Origin of the sequence: Bradyrhizobium sp. A11, from assembly GCF_042077125.1 — a bacterium.
GTDB classification, from domain to species: domain Bacteria; phylum Pseudomonadota; class Alphaproteobacteria; order Rhizobiales; family Xanthobacteraceae; genus Bradyrhizobium; species Bradyrhizobium japonicum_B.
Genome location: NZ_CP149509.1, coordinates 127197 through 144705 on the forward strand (window position 1 = coordinate 127197; position 17509 = coordinate 144705).

Consider the following 17509-nt stretch of genomic DNA (forward strand, 5'->3'; position numbering starts at 1 on the left):
GCTTCGTCGCTAGGGCCCTTCCGGATGGTGGAGGGCCGGCTGCCGTCCGAGCGATTGCCCCGCTCAGGACGCCAGTGTCGTGGTCTCGTCCGCCGCAAGATCGGCGGCGACATGCAGCATGTCGTCCGCGGCCGACATCACCTGGTCGATCAGGGCATTGGTCGTGGCTTCGAGCTCGAGCCGGGCCGCGATCCAGCGCCAGAGGCCGCGGATCTCGTCCGCAGACTTGCCGCTCGGCGCGAACTCGCTCACGGCAAGGCCGCTGGCGAGCGCGTCCTGGTGGTCATTGCGCATCGCAATCAGCGGGCGCGCGAGCACCTCAGCGAGATCGAGCGACGCTTCCTCGGCGAGCGCGCCCGCGGCGTTGTCGATGCGCTGGCCGCGGATCGGCGTCTGGTTCAGCACGAAGCTGTAGGGCCGCTTCCAGGCGCGCGCGACGCTGAGGGTCGAGGCCGTCGCCTCGATGTCGGCGACGCTCGGGCGGGCCGGGATCAGGCAGAGATTGGAATGGCGGATCGCAGCGGTGGTGGCGGCGGACAGGCCGGCGGCGGTGTCGACGATCGCGAGCTGCAGGCCGCTGTCAGCCAGCATCTTCAGGCGCGGCTCGATGTCGGCGGCATGGTAGATCGGCTCGACGACGAGATCATCGGCGCTGCGGCGGCGCTGCCAGTTGGACAGGGTGCCCTGCGGGTCGGTCTCGATCAGGCGGACGGTGAAGCCGGCCTGCTTGGCTGCGAGCGCGAGGCCGATGGCAAGCGTACTCTTGCCGCTGCCACCCTTTTGGGTAGCCAGTACGATCGTGTGCATGTGAGATCAATCCTTTGGAGTGCTTGGGTCAGGAATACGCCACGCGAACGTGCATCGATCTCGATGCTGAGCTCTTCTCGCTCAGGACGTGCCGGCCCGATCCAAAAGGGGGATCGCGGAGGTCCGAATCAGCAGTCATGATGATGGCGGAATAGGGAATGCCAGCTAATCCGTACCATTACTGGACCAGTACTCGTACGTGTGATGTGCTCGCTGCCGTGATGGAAAGGGCAGGCGATGAGCGGTAACTGGCGCGACCGGACGACAACCACCTTTGACTGCCAGAAGATGCCGGCGGTCTCGAGCCGCGGCATGGTGGTCAGCAACCATCCCCTGGCCTCCAGCGCCGGCGCCGAGATGCTGGCCGCCGGCGGCAACGCCATCGATGCCGCGATCGCGACCCTGTTCACGCTGACCGTGGTCGAGCCGATGATGGTGGGCATCATCGGCGGCGGCATGGCACATATCCGGCTGGCCGACGGTAGCCACCGCTTCATCGATGGCCAGAGCACCGTCCCGTCGGCCGTTCGCGACACGACCTATACGTCCAAGCCGGGCTCGGCCCACGACGTGTTCGACACCGTCGGCAACGAGAACCTCAACGGGCCGAAGGCCGTCGCGGTGCCGGGCTCGCTCAAGGCCTGGTGCGAGACCCTGCATCGGTTCGGCACCATGAGCCTCGCCGACGTGATGCAGCCCGCGATCAAGCATGCGGCCCGCGGCTACGCGGCGACGCCCTACTTGCATGAATGCATCAGCGAGAGCTCCGTCGAGATGCGCAAGGACAAGCCGATCGCGGCGATCTATCTGCCCGATGGCGAGCCGCTGAAGGTCGGCGAGCGCGTGGTGCAGGCCGAATATGCCGAGACCTTGCGCTATATCGCCGATCATGGCGAAAAAGCTCTCTACGAAGGGCCGCTCGGCGATATCCTCGTCGACTACATGGAGAAGGCCGGCGGCTTCATCCGCCGCAATGACCTCACGGCTTACAAGACCGTCGAGCGGCAGCCGATCCGCGCCGATTATCGCGGCTGGACCATCCTTGGTCCTCCGCCGCCCGCCGCGTCCGGCGTGCACATTGCGCAGATGCTCAACATCCTGGAGGGCTATGACATCGGCGCCCTCGGCTTCGGCACGTCAGAGACGATCCACTATCTCGCCGAGGTGATGAAGATCGCTTTTGCCGACCGCGCTGCGGCCAGCGGCGATCCTGATTATGTCGGCGTCCCCGTGGAGAAACTGACTTCCAAAGCCTATGCCGAAGAGCGCCGGCGCGCCATCGACTCCGTGCGGGCGCAGAATTGGGGCGCCGGCGTGTCGCAGCTCGAAGGTGCCCACACCACGCACATGACGGCGGCGGACGCTTTCGGAAACGTGGTCGCGACGACGCAGACCATCAACAATCTGTTCGGCGCCAAGATCATGATCCCGGGCTTAGGGGCCATTGCCAACAACTACATGAACCTGTTCGATCCGCGACCGGGCCACGCGCTCTCGCTGGCACCGGGCAAGCGTGTCACCACCTCGATGTCGCCGATGATGGCGTTGAAGGGTGGCAGGCTGCGCTATGCGCTCGGATTGCCCGGCGGCAAGCGCATCTTTCCGAGTGCGATGCAGGCCCTGGTCAATCTGATCGACCACGGCATGAGCCTGCAGGAGGCCGTCGAGGCGCCCAGGGTCTGGACCGAGGGCAACGCGCTCGAGGTCGAGCAGACGGTGCCGCAGAGCGTGCGCACCAAGCTCGAAAGCCTTGGACACGCGGTGCAGCCCGTTGCGACGGTCGCAGGCGGCATGAACGGCATCGCTTTCGACGACGACGGCACCATGACCGGGGCCGCCTGCTGGCGTGCTGACGGCACGCCAGTCGGGATATCGGGTGGTCTCGCGCGGAGTGGCATCAGATTCAGGTTGGGCTAACCGGGAAATTACAAGACCCGTTCGCTTGCCCGTCGAGGCCACTGAGGTTGTCCAATCGCCTCCGGACGCCATCGCCTTCGTTCAGCGTTTGGCAGTTCTCGGACTGCCGCGGCATTATTCGAACAATGGCCTTTGCCGGTGCACATCGACGTCACCTCGGACCCGATCCCCTGCGGATGACGGCATGAGCCTGGCAGTATATGCTGGGGCTGGCTGGCGGCAGGCGCGTCTGTCAACGTCTCAGTAAGGCTGTGCGTATGGGCAGGGATATCGGCGGCGACTTCTTGGCTGGCGGAGGCGAGTTGGGCGCTTTGACGCGAGCGTTTGACTGGTCGAGCACGTCCCTGGGCGCTCCAGAAAGCTGGCCCCAAAGTCTTAGGGTTACGGTGCGGCTCGTTCTGACCTCGCGGCACCCCATGTTCATCTGGTGGGGGCCGGAGCTCATCCAGTTCTACAACGATGCATACCGGGAGACGATGGGGCCGGAAAGGCACCCAAGTGCTTTGGGAAGCCGCGGTCGCGAGTGCTGGGCTGAGATCTGGGACATCATTGGTCCTCAGATCGAGTACGTTATGTCCGGCAAGGGGGCGACCTGGAATGAGGACCAATTGGTGCCGGTCACGCGTCACGGGCGTCGCGAGGACGTTTGGTGGACGTATAGCTTTGGCCCCATCGACCTTGAAGGCGAGGTTGGCGGCGTGCTTGTCGTCTGCAGGGATGTCACGTCCGAGCATATGGCAAGGGAAGCGCTCAACCTCATCAACGAGGAGCTGAAGCACCGCGTCAAAAATACGCTTGCAGTGTTGAGCGCGGTCGCTGCGCAGACCTTTCGCGATCCCACGAGCAAAGTGAGCCTCGAAAAGTATCAGGCGCGGCTGGGCGCCTTTGGACGCGCGCAGGACCTGCTGACCGCGTCAAACTGGGCGGCCGCGCCGCTTCACGATGTGATCCGCACGGCTCTAGCACCCTACCGGACAGGTGAGGGCCGCTTCACGGTGTCGGGTCCTCCACTCGTCGTGAAGTCTCGCCAAGCGCTTGCTCTGTCCTTGGCGCTCCATGAGCTTGCGACCAACGCTTTGAAGTACGGCGCTCTGACCGTGGCGGCAGGCTGTGTATCCATCACATGGACGGTCCAGACTGAGGATGGTGAGTCAAAATTCATTTTTGTCTGGGAGGAGATTGACGGCCCGCTTGTGTCGGAGCCCGTCGGCGCAGGTTTCGGCTCCAGGCTTATTTCGCGCGTGCTGAAAGACGATTTTAGCGGTTCCGTCGATGTTTCCTACGGCTCGGCCGGGCTCAAATGTCGTCTGACGGCGCCCCTCAAGAATCTCGGGACTTCGCAAAATACCACGTGAGACTCTGCATGCGTGGTCAAGCGGAACGCATCCGGTGCCGCACCGCATCGGATACGAGAGAGCATGATGATCTCTCGCTCTATTTCCTGACGCAGATCACGCGCACGACGGCGGCCTTTGCGTCCGTCGAGGTGCCGTTGGCTGCGACATTGTTCGCCTTCAAGAAATCGCGCACCGCATCCGCGGACACCATCACGGCCTGCGAGGCCGGCACCGATGTCGCAGGTCCCGCCATCAGGGCCGGCTTCAGCAGCGCGATGCCGGCGAACTTGCCGTCGCCATCGATCGCCGCAGCACCGGAGAAGCCGACCGCCGGCGGTGGCGACAGCGCGGAATTGCTGCTCGACACCGGTGCCAGCGCAGCCTTGAGGCTCGACACGCCGGCCGCGCCGCCCTGACTCTGCGGATCGGCGATGCCGACGACATCGACATTCGTCTTCGCTGCCGCGCCGGCAGCCAGGCTGAGCGGCTTCAGGCCGCGTGCGCCATAGATGTGCAAGAGCGCGAGACCGCGCTCCTTGTCCTCGGCGAGTCGGTCGGCATTGCCATGGCCGGCGATGGTGATCGCGAGGCAGCCGTCGGTGACGAGGCGGTCGGCAACGATCGCGCCGTCGTCGCTGACGACGATTCCGGTGCCGTACTCGACGGTCTTGCGCGGCGGCGGCCCCGCCTGCGGTCCTGACGGGAACGCATTGAACGCACTCGACATCGCGATCACGACCGGCTCGACAATGTTCTCGGTGGCCTGATCGTAGAGGATCGTCATGGTGCGGACCTCGTCGCCTTTGAAGCTGCCGCGAACGTAAAACTTCTTCAGGCCCTGCAAGCCCGACAGCACGAAGAAGTCGGGCTTCACCACGGTATAGTCGACCTTGCGCCCTGACGGCTCCTTCTCCAGCTCCGCGAGTTTCGCCGCGGTCGGGTTCGCCTCCTTGCGACGGCTGAGCAGCACCTGCACCGTTCCGGTCGGCGAGGTCCATTTCGAGCCGTTGGCGTCGCTGGCCTGCTGCGGCACCAGCTTCGAGGGGATGCCGAGCCGGGCGCCGCTGGTCGGCTCCGTCACGATGTTCCAGCCGACGCTGTCCTGCTTCTTTCGTGCCGTCTCGGCGAGCGCGGCGCGCTCCTGCGGATTGAGCACGCCGGTCGGCTTGCCGCCCTTGGCCTTCTGGTATTCCTTGATGGCGTTGACCATGCGCTCACTGACGTCGCCGGTGATGGCGCCGTTGTATTGGCCGACCCAGGCGAGGTCGGATTGCAGCGCCAGCCGCTCGGCTTTTGCCATGGCATCCGCCGTCGCCGACGGCGTCTGCATCGCCGGAGGCTGGATCGGCACGGTCTGGACCGTCTTCGGCTTGGCGCCGGGGACCTGCGAAGTCGTCATCTGGGCCTGCGCGCCCGTGGCAGCCGCAAACATCAAGGTTGCCGCAAGCATCGATCTCATGACAAATCCAGCCAGCCCATTGAACGCAGTGCCATTGAAGCACATCTCGTTGGTCGCGAACAATGTTGGGCTGGTTCAGGTGCCGTAGAGGCAGCGAACTCAGACCCTCATCCTGAGGAGCGGCCGAAGGCCGCGTCTCGAAGGATGGCCGCAGGCGAGATCCCGGCCTGCATGGTTCGAGACGCGCGTTCCGCGCTCCTCACCATGAGGGGAGAGAGCGATGGCTCGGTAGGAGAGACGAAAGACGATGCTGGGCCCGGACGAACTCGAACGCTACGCCCGCCATATCGTGCTGCGCGATGTCGGCGGACCGGGCCAGGCCGCGCTGAAGCGGTCCTCCGTGCTGGTGATCGGCGCCGGCGGCCTCGGCGCGCCGGCCCTGATGTATCTGGCCGCTGCCGGCGTGGGCACGCTCGGCGTGGTCGACGACGACGTGGTGTCGCTGTCGAACCTGCAGCGCCAGGTGATTCACACCACGCCCGATATCGGCCGGCACAAGGTCGAGAGCGCCGCCGAGCGGATCGCGGCGCTCAATCCCCATGTCCGCTTCGTCGGCCACGCCACCTGGCTCAATGCCGACAATGCGCTCGGCCTGATCGGCGACTACGATCTCGTGCTCGACGGCTCCGATAATTTCGCCACGCGATATCTGGTCTCGGACGCCTGCTTCTTTGCCAAGCGGCCGCTGATCACGGCGGCGCTCGGCACTTTCGACGGCTCGCTCACCACCATTCGCGCGCATGAGCGGAACGGGCAGGGCGAATTCAACCCGACCTATCGCTGCCTGTTTCCGGAGGCGCCGCCGCCCGGCACCGTTCCGGCCTGCGCCGAAGCCGGCGTCATGGGCGCGCTGGCCGGTGTGCTCGGCTCGATGATGGCGCTGGAGGCGATCCGCGAGATCGTCGGTTTCGGCGAAGGCCTCGTCGGCCGCCTCCTGATGATCGATGCGCGCGCAATGCGCTTCGAGACGCTGCGCTATGCGCGCGATCCGGCCAATCCGCTCAACGGCGACGGGCCTGTCGTCGCCGACCTCAGCGCCCACCGCATCTGATCGACTTCAGAGCATGCTCGGCAGCACGCGATCCGGCGGCTTGTGGGCGTCGAGGAAGGTGCGGATGTTGATGATCACCTTCTCGCCCATCTCGACGCGGCCTTCGATCGTGGCCGAGCCCATATGCGGCAGCAAGGTCACCTTGCCGGCTTTGGCGAGCCGCACCAGCTTGGGGTTGACCGCGGGCTCGTGCTCGTAGACGTCGAGGCCGGCGCCGGCGATCTCGCCGCCTTCGATCAGCTTGATCAGCGTGTCCTCGTCGGTGACCTCGCCGCGCGCGGTGTTGACGATATAGGCGTCCTTCCGGATCAGCTTCAGCCGCCGCGCCGAGAGCAGATGATAGGTCGCCGGCGTGTGCGGGCAGTTCACCGAGATGATGTCCATCCGCGCCAGCATCTGGTCGAGGCTTTCCCAATAAGTCGCGCCAAGCTCCTCGGCGATGACGGGCGCGACGGGACGGCGGTTGTGGTAGTGGATCTGCAGGCCGAAGGCGCGGGCGCGGCGCGCGACCGCCTGGCCGATGCGGCCCATGCCGATGATGCCGAGGCGTTTTCCGCCGATGCGGTGGCCGAGCATCCAGGTCGGCGACCAGCCCGCCCAGGGTTTGCCTTCGGTCAGGATCGAGGCGCCCTCGATCATCCGCCGGGGCACGGCGAGGATCAGCGCCATGGTCATGTCGGCGGTGTCCTCGGTCAGGACCTTCGGCGTGTTGGTGACGGTGATGCCGCGGGCGTGCGCGGCCGCGACGTCGATATTGTCGACGCCGTTGCCGAAATTGGCGATCAGCCGCAGCTTACAGTCGGGCTGGTTGACGATGTCGGCGCTGACATGATCGGTGACCGTGGGAACCAGCACGTCGGCGGTGCGCGCGGCTTCGGCAAGCTGCTCGGTGGACATCGGTGTGTCCTCGAGATTGATCCGCGCGTCGAACAATTCACGCATCCGCGTCTCGATCGAATCCGGCAGCTTGCGCGTCACCACGACGAGGGGCTTCTTCTTCACCGACATGTCCTGCTCTCATGAGGCGTCGCCGGCCGCCTCTGTCGCCAAAGGCAGGCCGTTGAGGTCTCATTAACCCGGTTGTCCGACACTGCCCTTGCCGTGTCCGTCCCCGGCGTTTCCTTCAAGCTCTCCCGAGATTTCCGGCCGGAAAATCGGGGCAAACTGGTTGTTCAAGTGCCCGTCCTCTCTAGCAGAAGGCCGGGCCAAGACAAGAACCACGGGCCAGGCCTGGGGAACACCCGCGTGGGGCGGGTCGGGATCGATGCGGCAGGATTTGGAATTTCGGGGTGAGGGTCCGGCAAGGCCGGGTCCTCGACAGGAGACGGGTTGATGGCGTTGGGGCGTTTTTGTTCGGTGATGGCGCTTGTCTGCACCTGGTGGAGCGCCTCGGTCGGTCCCTCGCATTCGGCCAAGGATACCCCGCAGACCTCCAGCGGCCTGCCGGTGCCGCGTTACGTCAGCCTCAAGTCGGATCACGTCAATGTTCGCGCCGGCCCGACCAAGGACAATGACGTGGCCTGGGTCTATACCCGCGCTGGCCTGCCGGTCGAAATTACCGCCGAGTTCGAGAATTGGCGCCGGGTGCGCGATTCCGAGGGCGCCGAAGGCTGGGTCTACCACTCGCTGCTCTCGGGCCGCCGTACCGCGGTGGTCACCATGAAGCACAAGGACGAACTCGCCCCGATCTACGATCGGGCCGATCCCGACAGTGCGGTTGCAGCAAGGCTCCAGGCGGGCGTCGTCACGCAGGTGAAGAAGTGCGCTGCAAACTGGTGCCGCGTCACCGGCAACGGCTTCGACGGCTGGATCCAGCAAGAGCGCCTCTGGGGCGTCTATTCGGACGAGCAGCTCAACTGACGCCGAAGGCGTCATCCCGGGGCGATGCGGAGCATCGAACCCGGGATCTCGAGATTCCCCGGTGCGCAATTGCGCACCTGAGGTCTGGTCCTTCGGACCATCCCGGAATGACCGCGAAATGGAAATGGCCGGAACATGTCCGGCCACGACGATCACATCAGCAATGTCGGGTTAGTTCAGCGCTTCTTGCGCAGGCGCACGACCATGTCGATGCGGGCGATCTCGTAACCCTCCGGCACCTCTGGCATCTTGGACAGCGCCAGATGCGGATCCTCGATGTCGACCAGCTCATGGCTGTTCTCGAGGTAGTAATGGTGGTGGGTGGTGACGTTGGTGTCGAAATAGGTCTTGGTGCCGTCGACGCTAACCTGGCGGAGCAGGCCGGCGTCGGTGAGCTGGTTCAGCGTGTTGTAGACGGTTGCCAACGACACCGGAACCTTGGCCAGCGTCGCTTCCTCGTAAAGCATTTCGGCCGTCAGGTGGCGCGCGCCCTTGCCGAACAGCAGCCAGCCCAGCGCCATGCGCTGGCGCGTCGGACGGAGCCCGGCGGACTGGAGCATTTCATTGACGTCGTGCCAGGGACAGCCGGTCAAAGCCGGCTGACGGCCGGACAAGAGGGCCGCGGCGTGGACGTCGTCGTCGTGATGGGACGAGGTGTTCTCGGTCATTTCCAGATTTCGGGCACGCGTGAACAATATCTCTCTGCAATATAAGAACAGAAAGATGCAGATGCAAGTTTCTCGCAACTAGAGAGGTTCTAATCAGACTTGAAGGTCTCATCAGTCTTGGAACCGGTCCGGGATCGCGTCATTTTACCTTCATGGATGCACTTTGCCACCCGATGGGCCTGTGTTAGAGAGCGCGCGGTTCCGCTTAGCCGATTTTGGCGCGGCCGGGCGTGGAAGCTCGGCCGACAATCCATCCGGGGCATGCGGGAGCCGCGCCTGACGGTGGCAATTGGCGTTGCTCTCTGACCAACGGGGCCCATTTCGCCAAAACGCCGCTATCGGAATTCAAACAGAGGCTCGTGCATGCTGAACAGGCGCAACGGTTACGAATACGAAGATCTGCTGGCCTGTGCCCGCGGCGAGATGTTCGGCCCGGGCAATGCCCAGCTGCCGTTGCCGCCGATGCTGATGTTCGACCGCATCACCGAGATCAACGACAACGGCGGCGAGTTCGGCAAGGGTCTGGTGCGCGCCGAATTGGACGTGAAGCCCGATCTCTGGTTCTTCGGCTGCCATTTCAAGAACGATCCGGTGATGCCCGGCTGCCTCGGCCTCGACGCGCTCTGGCAAATGGTCGGCTTCTATCTGGGCTGGATCGGGGGCGAAGGCCGCGGTCGCGCGCTCGGCCTGAACGAACTCAAGTTCAGCGGCCAGGTGCTGCCGGAGGCGCGCAAGGTCGTGTACCAGGTCGACATCAAGCGCGTGATGCGCGCAAAGCTGGTGCTCGGTATCGCCGACGGGTGGCTTTCGGTCGATGATCAGATTATTTATCGCGCCAAGGACCTGAAGGTCGGCCTGTTCAAGCAGGGCACGAGCCTGGGCTAACGCGCATCACCACGAAGAGAACGAGAAGACAACGAGCAGGGCGAGGCTGTCATGAGGCGGGTTGTGGTCACCGGGATGGGCATCGTCTCGTCGATCGGAAACAACACCCAGGAAGTGCTTGCGAGCCTTCACGAGGCGAAGTCGGGCATTTCCCGGGCTGAGAAATATGCCGAGCTCGGCTTCCGTTCGCAGGTGCAGGGTGCACCGACGCTCGATCCCGCGACGGTGGTCGACCGCCGCGCCATGCGTTTCCTCGGTCAGGGCGCGGCGTGGAATCACATCGCGATGGAGCAGGCGATCCAGGATTCCGGTCTGTCGCCGGACGAAGTCTCCAACATTCGCACCGGCATCATCATGGGTTCCGGCGGCCCGTCCGCCCGCACCATCGTCGAGGCCGCGGACATCACCCGCACCAAGGGACCGAAGCGCGTCGGACCGTTTGCAGTGCCGAAGGCGATGTCGTCAACGGCGTCCGCGACGCTCGCGACCTGGTTCAAGATCAAGGGCGTGAACTACTCGATCTCCTCGGCCTGCGCGACCTCGAATCATTGCGTCGGCAATGCCTATGAGACGATCCAGATCGGCAAGCAGGACATCATCTTCGCCGGCGGCTGCGAGGAGCTGGACTGGTCGCTGTCGGTGCTGTTCGACGCCATGGGCGCGATGTCCTCGAAGTACAACGACACGCCCGCCACGGCCTCGCGTCCCTACGACGTCAACCGCGACGGCTTCGTCATCGCCGGCGGTGCCGGCGTGCTGGTGCTGGAAGAGCTCGAGCATGCCAAGGCGCGCGGCGCCCGCATCTACGGCGAGATCGTCGGCTACGGCGCGACCTCGGACGGTTACGACATGGTCGCGCCGTCGGGCGAAGGTGCCGAGCGTTGCATGCGCATGGCGATGTCGACGGTGAAGACCAAGGTCGACTACATCAATCCGCATGCGACCTCGACGCCGGCCGGCGATCCTCCGGAGATCGACGCGCTTCGTCGGGTGTTTGGTAGCGGCGAGAAGTGCCCGCCGATCTCGGCGACCAAGGCGCTGACCGGCCACTCGCTGGGCGCCACCGGCGTGCAGGAGGCGATCTATTCGCTGCTGATGATGAACAACGGCTTCATCTGCGAGAGTGCCCACATCCAGGAGCTCGATCCGGTGTTTGCCGACATGCCGATCGTGCGCAAGCGCATCGACAACGTCAAGATCGGCACCGTGCTGTCGAACTCCTTCGGCTTCGGCGGCACCAACGCCACGCTGGTGTTCAGCCGGATGGATGTGTGAGGCCTTGCGGACGCACTGGTAGTTTTTTCGTCATGGCCGGGCTTGTCCCGGCCATCCACGTCTTTGCTACCGACTGTGGAAGAACGTGGATGCCCGGGACGAGCCCGGGCATGACGGAGAGCGGAGAGTAGTCGCGAGATGGAAGGTTTGATGAAAGGCAAGCGCGGTCTGATCATGGGCATCGCCAATGATCATTCGATCGCCTGGGGCATGGCGAAGACGCTGCATGCCCACGGCGCCGAGCTCGCCTTCACCTTCCAGGGCGACGCCCTGGGCAAGCGCGTCAAGCCGCTGGCGGAGCAGCTCGGTGTCGATCTGGTGCTGCCTTGCGACGTCGAGGACATCGCCAGCGTCGACGCCACCTTCGCCGCGCTGCGCGACAAATGGGGCAAGCTCGATTTCGTCATTCACGCGATCGGCTTCGCCGACAAGAACGAATTGAAGGGCCGCTACGCCGACACCAGCCGCGAGAACTTTTCGCGCACGATGGTGATCTCCTGCTTCTCGTTCACGGAGGTCGCAAAGCGCGCCGCCGAACTGATGACCGAGGGCGGCAGCATGATCACGCTGACCTTCGGCGCTTCCGAGCGCGCGATGCCGAACTACAACGTGATGGGCGTCGCCAAGGCGGCGCTGGAAGCCTCGGTGCGCTATCTCGCCTCGGATTTCGGACCGCGCGGCATCCGCGTCAACGCGATCTCCGCAGGTCCGATCCGCACGCTCGCGGGCTCGGGCATCGGCGAGGCGCGCGCGATGTTCGCCTTCATGCAGAAGCATTCGCCGCTCCGCCGCGGCGTCACGCTCGACGAGCTCGGCGGCTCGGCGCTGTACCTGCTGTCGGATCTGTCCGGCGGCGTCACCGGCGAGATCCACTATGTCGATTCCGGCTACAACATCGTGCTGATGCCGCGGCCCGACGATCTGAAGGCTCCGGATTAGCTTCGAAGCAAGGACGCCGTAGGGTGGGCAAAGGCGCGCCAGCGACGTGCCCACCGGTCTTCTCCGCATCCAGGGAAAACGTGGGCACGCTTCGCTTTGCCCACCCTACGGGTCTCCCCCCCGCCCCACGATCATGGGGCTGACTCGATCACCAAATTATGCATGCTGCCGCGGTGGCGCCGCAGGGTCGTATCTCCCTGCGGTCCGGGAGGAGTGATCGTGCCGAGGCTGCATGCGATAGGTCGCGCGAGCGCGCTGGCGTCCGTTGCGGGCGCGATGCTGCTCTGCGGCGGTTCGGATGCCCTGGCACAGTCGGCGATCTGGGACACGACCCTCTCCAACACCAACTGGTACGTGCCGACGGCGCAGCTGCTGGCCTATGCCGCGCCGAGGACCGGCTTCTCCAATCCGATCCCGATCGGCGACCAGACCCTGTGGTCGCTCGCGACCGCGACCAACGGCTCGTTCACGGGAACAAGCGTGGCGCAGCTCAAGATAGGTCCCGCGCTTCTCACCGATAACTCGACCATCCAGGGGTTTGTCACGACGGCGGGCCAGATCACGATGCAGTTCACGCCGACGTCCGGCGGCGCGGTGACCGTTGGTCTCGGCCACATGAGAACCATTGGCGGCGTGACCTCGATGGAGATGCAGATGATCACGGGCGACAGCGTGCTCGTGACTCATTGGGCCTACATGTTGCCCTACGATCCCGCAACCTTCACGCCGCCGGCCTCGCAGCCCGTTCCCGCCAACTCCGTCCCGCAATGGGCGTGGATGCCAGGCACGCCGTGGCGGATCACCAGCAATTCGTTGTTCGGCACCTCCGCGCCCGGCCGCTTCGTCATCACGAATTACCAGAACGGATATTTCTGGGGCGCGGGCGTCGCGCCCGCAGGCAGCTCCGCCGCCAACTTCACGCTGCTGGGATCCGTGACTCCGGAGGGCAATGTCCTGTTCAACACGCTCTCGCGCGGCACGCTCGCCAGTCTCTATGGCAGCGCGAGCGGCGACGCCTCGGGCGCACAGATGCTCGTCAGCACTTACGACCTCTCAGGCAACCCGACCGGCGGCGTCGCCTATATCTCCTTGGTGCGCCCCTATGCCGAGACGCTTCAGGCGCAGAACAGCCGCGCGGGCTTAGGCGCGGCCGACATGCTCTATCGCCTGTCGGCGACATCGCTTGGCTGGAGCGGGAGCATGGCGACCGGCTTCGCCGCGCTCGACAATCTCAGCGGCTCCGGTCTCGTCGACGCGGTCAACCAGACCTTGCCCGTCCTCACCGGCGCCGCATCGCAGGCGGCCTACGCCACGCAGCGAATGTTTCAGCAGGCGATGACGGGGCGACTGGACGATGTGCTCGGGCTGAACACAGGCGTCACGCCTGAGCGGAATGTCTGGATGAAGCCGCTTGGCGGCAGCATCCGGCAGGGCGGCGTCGACGGCGTCCCCGGCTATAACGCGTCGGGCGGCGGCATTGCCGTCGGCGCGGACGGGGCGATCTCGCCGCGCGCGATGCTCGGCGGCGTGTTCGCCTATTCGCATCAAGCCGTCACCGGCAGCGAGGCTGCCGTTCCGCACCGGCTCGCCATCGATTCCTATCAGGCGGGTCTCTACGGGGCCTATGCGCTCGGCCACGGCCTTCAGGTCGATAGCCAGATCGACGGCGCGCTGAATGACAATGGCGAGAGCCGTTCGCTTACCTTCATCAACGGCATGGCCGGCGCCGGCTATCGCTCCTACAGCGGCCACGCGGGCGCCGGCATCCGCAAGCTGATCCCGGTCGAGCCGGGGCTTACCATCGCGCCGTCGCTGCGGCTGGACTATGGCCATGTCCGCTCATCCGCCTATCAGGAGGGCGGCGCGGGCGGCTTCAGCCTCAACGTGGAGGCGCAAACCTATCGCGAGCTGACGCTGACGGCAGGGCTGAAGAGCGCGTACCAGGTCACGAAGCAGGTCTATCTCACTGGCGATGTCGGGGTCGGCTACAACACGTTGAACCAGGGACTGCAGATCAAATCGGCGTTCGCCGGCGGCGGCGACAGTTTCGTCACTAATGGCCTTGCGTTGTCACCCTGGATCTACTCGACCGCGCTGGGTCTCGTCGCGGCCGACGGCAAGGGTTTTGACCTCGGCATCCGCTACGGCCTTGCGGCGACATCCTCCGGACTGCTTCAGCAGTCCGGGCTCGCCGTCCTCAAGATCAAATTGTAAGCGCGCCGTCTCACCCTGCCGCGATCTTCTCCGCGCGCTGGAACGCCGGCCGCGCGGTGCAGCGCGCCAGATAGGCATCGAAGGCGGGGCGCGTCGGCACCATCTTGAACAGGCGCACCGCGAAGTTCAGACCCGAGCCGACCACGATGTCGGCCGCGGAAAAGTCCTCGCCGAGAATCCACGGTCCCTTGGCGAGCGCGGCTTCCAGCACGTCGAACACCTGCGTGGCGCTGCCCCAGGCCGCGGTCGAGGTCGGAATCTCGATCTTGGTGAAGATCTGGATGATGGCGGGCTCGATGCAGCCCGGCGAGAAGAACAGCCATTGCAGATAGCGCGCGCGGCGTGGATCGGTCACCCCCGGCGCGAGCTTCGTCTCCGGATAGCGGTCGGCAATGTAGGCACAGATCGCCGCGGCTTCGCCGAGTGCGGCATCGCCGTCGGTCAGCGCCGGCACCTTGCCCATCGGATTGATCTTCAAATAATCCGGCACCTTCTGTGCGCCGGTCGAGATGTCGGTCAGCACCCGCTCGTAGGGCAGGCCGCTCTCCTCCATCAGCCAGAGCGTCGTGAACGAGCGCGAGCGGGGCGACCAATAGAGCTTGATCATGGCGCGGACCTTCCAATGTGCGAGAGACGCAAGTCCAATTCATCGCGTGTCTGCCTGGAATCCGCAACTCACTACGCATGGGGAGGAGGCCGTGTTCGGCGCGCAATATCTTGGTCAACCCGAATGAGTGGGTGTCAATCCTGCTTCAGATAGCCGGGAAGGCCCCGATCGAGCCTGTCGGTCACGAGCGCACGTGTTCTCTCGCGCAGAACCGCGCTGCTCGAAGCCGTCGCGGGCGGATTGGGGAAATGATCGTTGTCGAGCTTGGTGAGTGGATCCTCCGTCAACCGCATGCTCGCTGCGAGGTTGACGCCGAAATTCACGAACGGACGGTTGATCTGCTCATAGCTTCTACCGTCGATCAGGTTGATCGAGATGTTGGCGAACAAATGCGAATGCCGGATCAGATTCCCGAGGCCTTGATTGAACGTGCCGATACCATTCAGCATCAGTCGGCTGCCCGGCAACTCGCCCTTGTACGTGGTCGCAACCAGATATCGATCGCAGCTCGCGTTCGGCGTGATGCCGCGCACGATCGCCGGCAGGCGTTCGCTGGGATCGGGAATGAATCGCGATTTCGGATTGTAGAAGGGTTCGAAGGCTCCCTTGGGATAGCTGATCCTGCGAACACCGGGATCGTTACCCGTTGCGGCTTTCACCCGTGCAAACACGAGATCGTCAAGACCCCAGTCGATGGCAACATCGGTCTCCTCGTTCTCGAAGATGGTCAGCCCGAACTTCTGGACGGAGTAGCGTGCGCCGATCACCGAGATCACGCCGAGCTTGCAGGGGCCGATTTCCACCGCTTGCGGCTTGTTCGCTGCCGGTTGCTTGGCTTTCGGCCCCACCTTCTTCCCAGCCGGCTTGGTCGTCGCCGGAGTTGCGGCAGTGGGTGGAGCGGAGGCGGACTGGGACCATCCGGTCGTGGCGCAAGACGACACGAAGATGGCAGCGACGGCGAAGGTGCGTAACATGACTCGGGAAATTCAAGTTGCTGAGACGTGACTTGCAAACTAGGGCGAGTAGAACGCGTTCGCAAGCACAACCTATGTCGTCCGCTTCCACCGATAACATTTCATCATGAATCCGTTCGACGGCTCGATCTCTTCCTTCTCGAACACAAAGCCTTCGCGCTCGTACCAGCGCCAGGCTTTTTCGTTCTCGCGGACGCAACGCAGGTACATCTCATCCGGCATTTGCGTGCGGGTGAAGGCGAGCAATTGCCGGCCGAGCGATCGGCCCTGATAGGCGGGCGCGACGAAAAGCATGTCGAGATAGCGCCTCGGCACATGCAGCGCCAGCATGGCGGCGATGGCGCCACGATCGTCGGCGACGAACAGGCTCCAGCCGTCCTCGATCTCGCGCCGGATGCGCGCGCGCAGGTTTGCGAGCAGGAAGTCGCTGGCCTCGCCGAGCCCGGTCGAGACCCAGCTTTCCATCCAGACGCGGCCGACCTCATCATATTCGTCTGCATCGGCGAGACGGATGACCGGAGGCGGCATCGGACGTCAGGCTCTTAGACTGCGCACGGATTGCCGCGCGCGCACCTTGCCGGCCGACAGGCACACCACTTCGGAGATCTGCAGCAGCTGCCGGGCCAACGGGCTGGTCTTGCGCCAGACCATGCCGATGGTGCGGGATGGCTGCGGATCACGGAAGCGCGCGAGCGAGACCGAGGCAGATCGCGTCTCCACCGGCACTGCCATCTCCGGGATCAGCGTCACGCCGATGCCGGCGCTGACCATCTGCACCAGCGTCGACAGCGAATTGGCATCGAGCATCTCGCGCGGCGGCGCCGACTGCATGTTGCAGAACGACAGCGCCTGATCGCGGAAGCAGTGCCCCTCTTCGAGCAGCAACAGCCGCATCTCGCGCATCATCTCGCGCGAGGGGGCCGGCGTCCCCTCATCGGAGCCCGGCCGGACCAGCAGGAATTTTTCCTCGAACAGGGCGACCTCGGTGAGCGAGGGCTCCGACACCGGCAACGCGACGATGGCCGTGTCGAGCCGCCCCTCCACCAGCTCCTGGATCAGCCGCGGCGTCATGGTCTCGCGCACGCGGATATCGAGCTCCGGATGCAGGCGCGTGAGATTCTTGGTGATCGTGGGCAGCAGGTAAGGCGCGATGGTCGGGATCATGCCGATGCGCAAGCGGCCGGCAAACCGGTCTTGCGAGGCGCGGGCGAAATCGCCGAGCTCATCGACCGAGCGCAGGATGTCGCGGACTCGCTGGGAGAGCTCCTCGCCGAACCGGGTCAGCGCCACCTGGCGCGCGCTGCGCTCCAGCAGCAGCCCGCCCAGCGCCTCCTCCAACTCCTTGATCTGCATCGACAAGGCCGGCTGCGAGATGGAGCAGGCCTCGGCCGCGCGGCCGAAATGGCCATGACGCGCCAGCGCATCGAAATACCGGAGCTGGCGGAGCGTCACGTTCAGCATCAGCAAATCTTATTGCAGCGATCACTAAAGTCAACTTCCCCTGATCGAACGCGAC

The 17509-nt window shown here is 64.7% G+C and carries 16 protein-coding genes; 8 read left to right on the forward strand and 8 right to left on the reverse strand.

The window, feature by feature from the left end; genetic code table 11:
• Positions 1 to 63 precede the first annotated feature (63 nt).
• On the reverse strand, positions 64 to 807 hold the full coding sequence (locus WI560_RS00620) for an AAA family ATPase (protein ID WP_375306483.1): 744 nt from the start codon (positions 805 to 807) through the stop codon (positions 64 to 66).
• A gap of 237 nt (positions 808 to 1044) precedes the next feature.
• On the opposite strand from WI560_RS00620, the gene ggt reads away from it, so the two are divergent.
• The gene (gene ggt / locus WI560_RS00625; RefSeq protein ID WP_375306484.1) at positions 1045 to 2724 is read left to right on the forward strand and encodes a gamma-glutamyltransferase; all 1680 of its coding nucleotides are present in this window, start codon (positions 1045 to 1047) and stop codon (positions 2722 to 2724) included.
• A 416-nt stretch (positions 2725 to 3140) separates the two neighbouring features.
• On the forward strand, positions 3141 to 4079 hold the full coding sequence (locus WI560_RS00630) for a sensor histidine kinase (RefSeq protein ID WP_375306485.1): 939 nt from the start codon (positions 3141 to 3143) through the stop codon (positions 4077 to 4079).
• Positions 4080 to 4158: 79 nt separating this feature from the next.
• On the opposite strand, the gene WI560_RS00635 is transcribed toward WI560_RS00630, so the two are convergent.
• Entirely contained in the window at positions 4159 to 5520 is a 1362-nt protein-coding gene (locus WI560_RS00635) for a peptidoglycan-binding protein (protein ID WP_375306486.1), read from the reverse strand.
• Between the two features lie 247 nt (positions 5521 to 5767).
• Here WI560_RS00635 and WI560_RS00640 point away from each other — a divergent pair, with 247 nt between their 5' ends.
• Positions 5768 to 6571, forward strand: a complete 804-nt coding sequence (locus WI560_RS00640; RefSeq protein WP_375306487.1) for a ThiF family adenylyltransferase — start codon at positions 5768 to 5770, stop codon at positions 6569 to 6571.
• Positions 6572 to 6577: 6 nt separating this feature from the next.
• Here WI560_RS00640 and WI560_RS00645 read toward each other — a convergent pair whose 3' ends face one another.
• Positions 6578 to 7579 carry a D-glycerate dehydrogenase gene (locus WI560_RS00645; RefSeq protein ID WP_028133629.1) on the reverse strand — a complete coding sequence of 334 codons (1002 nt, stop codon included), beginning with the start codon at positions 7577 to 7579 and terminating at the stop codon, positions 6578 to 6580.
• 324 nt (positions 7580 to 7903) lie between these two features.
• On the opposite strand from WI560_RS00645, the gene WI560_RS00650 reads away from it, so the two are divergent.
• On the forward strand, positions 7904 to 8431 hold the full coding sequence (locus WI560_RS00650; RefSeq protein WP_257197282.1) for an SH3 domain-containing protein: 528 nt from the start codon (positions 7904 to 7906) through the stop codon (positions 8429 to 8431).
• Between the two features lie 176 nt (positions 8432 to 8607).
• On the opposite strand, the gene irrA is transcribed toward WI560_RS00650, so the two are convergent.
• Complete coding sequence (gene irrA / locus WI560_RS00655) at positions 8608 to 9099, reverse strand: iron response transcriptional regulator IrrA (RefSeq protein ID WP_257179005.1); 492 nt, start codon at positions 9097 to 9099, stop codon at positions 8608 to 8610.
• A 363-nt stretch (positions 9100 to 9462) separates the two neighbouring features.
• Here irrA and fabA point away from each other — a divergent pair, with 363 nt between their 5' ends.
• The 4 genes from fabA to WI560_RS00675 all read left to right on the forward strand — a co-directional run bounded on the left by fabA (position 9463) and on the right by WI560_RS00675 (position 14412).
• Entirely contained in the window at positions 9463 to 9984 is a 522-nt protein-coding gene (gene fabA / locus WI560_RS00660) for a 3-hydroxyacyl-[acyl-carrier-protein] dehydratase FabA (RefSeq protein ID WP_257179004.1), read from the forward strand.
• Between the two features lie 51 nt (positions 9985 to 10035).
• Positions 10036 to 11259, forward strand: a complete 1224-nt coding sequence (fabB, locus tag WI560_RS00665) for a beta-ketoacyl-ACP synthase I (protein ID WP_375306488.1) — start codon at positions 10036 to 10038, stop codon at positions 11257 to 11259.
• Positions 11260 to 11397: 138 nt separating this feature from the next.
• The gene (fabI, locus tag WI560_RS00670) at positions 11398 to 12198 is read left to right on the forward strand and encodes an enoyl-ACP reductase FabI (protein WP_375306489.1); all 801 of its coding nucleotides are present in this window, start codon (positions 11398 to 11400) and stop codon (positions 12196 to 12198) included.
• Positions 12199 to 12417: 219 nt separating this feature from the next.
• Positions 12418 to 14412 (forward strand): autotransporter outer membrane beta-barrel domain-containing protein, encoded by a 1995-nt coding sequence (locus WI560_RS00675; RefSeq protein ID WP_375306490.1) that lies wholly within the window; start codon positions 12418 to 12420, stop codon positions 14410 to 14412.
• A gap of 10 nt (positions 14413 to 14422) precedes the next feature.
• Here the strand turns inward: WI560_RS00675 and WI560_RS00680 are convergent, their stop codons facing one another.
• The 4 genes from WI560_RS00680 to WI560_RS00695 form a co-directional block, all read right to left on the reverse strand.
• Positions 14423 to 15019 carry a glutathione S-transferase family protein gene (locus WI560_RS00680; RefSeq protein ID WP_375306491.1) on the reverse strand — a complete coding sequence of 199 codons (597 nt, stop codon included), beginning with the start codon at positions 15017 to 15019 and terminating at the stop codon, positions 14423 to 14425.
• Between the two features lie 134 nt (positions 15020 to 15153).
• Positions 15154 to 15867 (reverse strand): hypothetical protein, encoded by a 714-nt coding sequence (locus WI560_RS00685; protein ID WP_375306492.1) that lies wholly within the window; start codon positions 15865 to 15867, stop codon positions 15154 to 15156.
• A 198-nt stretch (positions 15868 to 16065) separates the two neighbouring features.
• Positions 16066 to 16521: a GNAT family N-acetyltransferase gene (locus tag WI560_RS00690; protein WP_375306493.1), complete on the reverse strand. Its 456-nt coding sequence runs from the start codon at positions 16519 to 16521 to the stop codon at positions 16066 to 16068.
• A gap of 6 nt (positions 16522 to 16527) precedes the next feature.
• On the reverse strand, positions 16528 to 17454 hold the full coding sequence (locus WI560_RS00695) for a LysR substrate-binding domain-containing protein (protein ID WP_375306494.1): 927 nt from the start codon (positions 17452 to 17454) through the stop codon (positions 16528 to 16530).
• Positions 17455 to 17509 lie beyond the last annotated feature (55 nt).

What these genes read in the sequence shown, in the direction of transcription:
- WI560_RS00620 (WP_375306483.1), bottom strand. Translation starts at nt 807, where the DNA reads ATGCACACGATCGTACTGGCTACCCAAAAGGGTGGCAGCGGCAAGAGT.
- ggt (WP_375306484.1), top strand. Translation starts at nt 1,045, where the DNA reads ATGAGCGGTAACTGGCGCGACCGGACGACAACCACCTTTGACTGCCAG.
- WI560_RS00630 (WP_375306485.1), top strand. Translation starts at nt 3,141, where the DNA reads ATGTTCATCTGGTGGGGGCCGGAGCTCATCCAGTTCTACAACGATGCA.
- WI560_RS00635 (WP_375306486.1), bottom strand. Translation starts at nt 5,520, where the DNA reads ATGAGATCGATGCTTGCGGCAACCTTGATGTTTGCGGCTGCCACGGGC.
- WI560_RS00640 (WP_375306487.1), top strand. Translation starts at nt 5,768, where the DNA reads ATGCTGGGCCCGGACGAACTCGAACGCTACGCCCGCCATATCGTGCTG.
- WI560_RS00645 (WP_028133629.1), bottom strand. Translation starts at nt 7,579, where the DNA reads ATGTCGGTGAAGAAGAAGCCCCTCGTCGTGGTGACGCGCAAGCTGCCG.
- WI560_RS00650 (WP_257197282.1), top strand. Translation starts at nt 7,904, where the DNA reads ATGGCGTTGGGGCGTTTTTGTTCGGTGATGGCGCTTGTCTGCACCTGG.
- irrA (WP_257179005.1), bottom strand. Translation starts at nt 9,099, where the DNA reads ATGACCGAGAACACCTCGTCCCATCACGACGACGACGTCCACGCCGCG.
- fabA (WP_257179004.1), top strand. Translation starts at nt 9,463, where the DNA reads ATGCTGAACAGGCGCAACGGTTACGAATACGAAGATCTGCTGGCCTGT.
- fabB (WP_375306488.1), top strand. Translation starts at nt 10,036, where the DNA reads ATGAGGCGGGTTGTGGTCACCGGGATGGGCATCGTCTCGTCGATCGGA.
- fabI (WP_375306489.1), top strand. Translation starts at nt 11,398, where the DNA reads ATGGAAGGTTTGATGAAAGGCAAGCGCGGTCTGATCATGGGCATCGCC.
- WI560_RS00680 (WP_375306491.1), bottom strand. Translation starts at nt 15,019, where the DNA reads ATGATCAAGCTCTATTGGTCGCCCCGCTCGCGCTCGTTCACGACGCTC.
- WI560_RS00690 (WP_375306493.1), bottom strand. Translation starts at nt 16,521, where the DNA reads ATGCCGCCTCCGGTCATCCGTCTCGCCGATGCAGACGAATATGATGAG.
- WI560_RS00695 (WP_375306494.1), bottom strand. Translation starts at nt 17,454, where the DNA reads ATGCTGAACGTGACGCTCCGCCAGCTCCGGTATTTCGATGCGCTGGCG.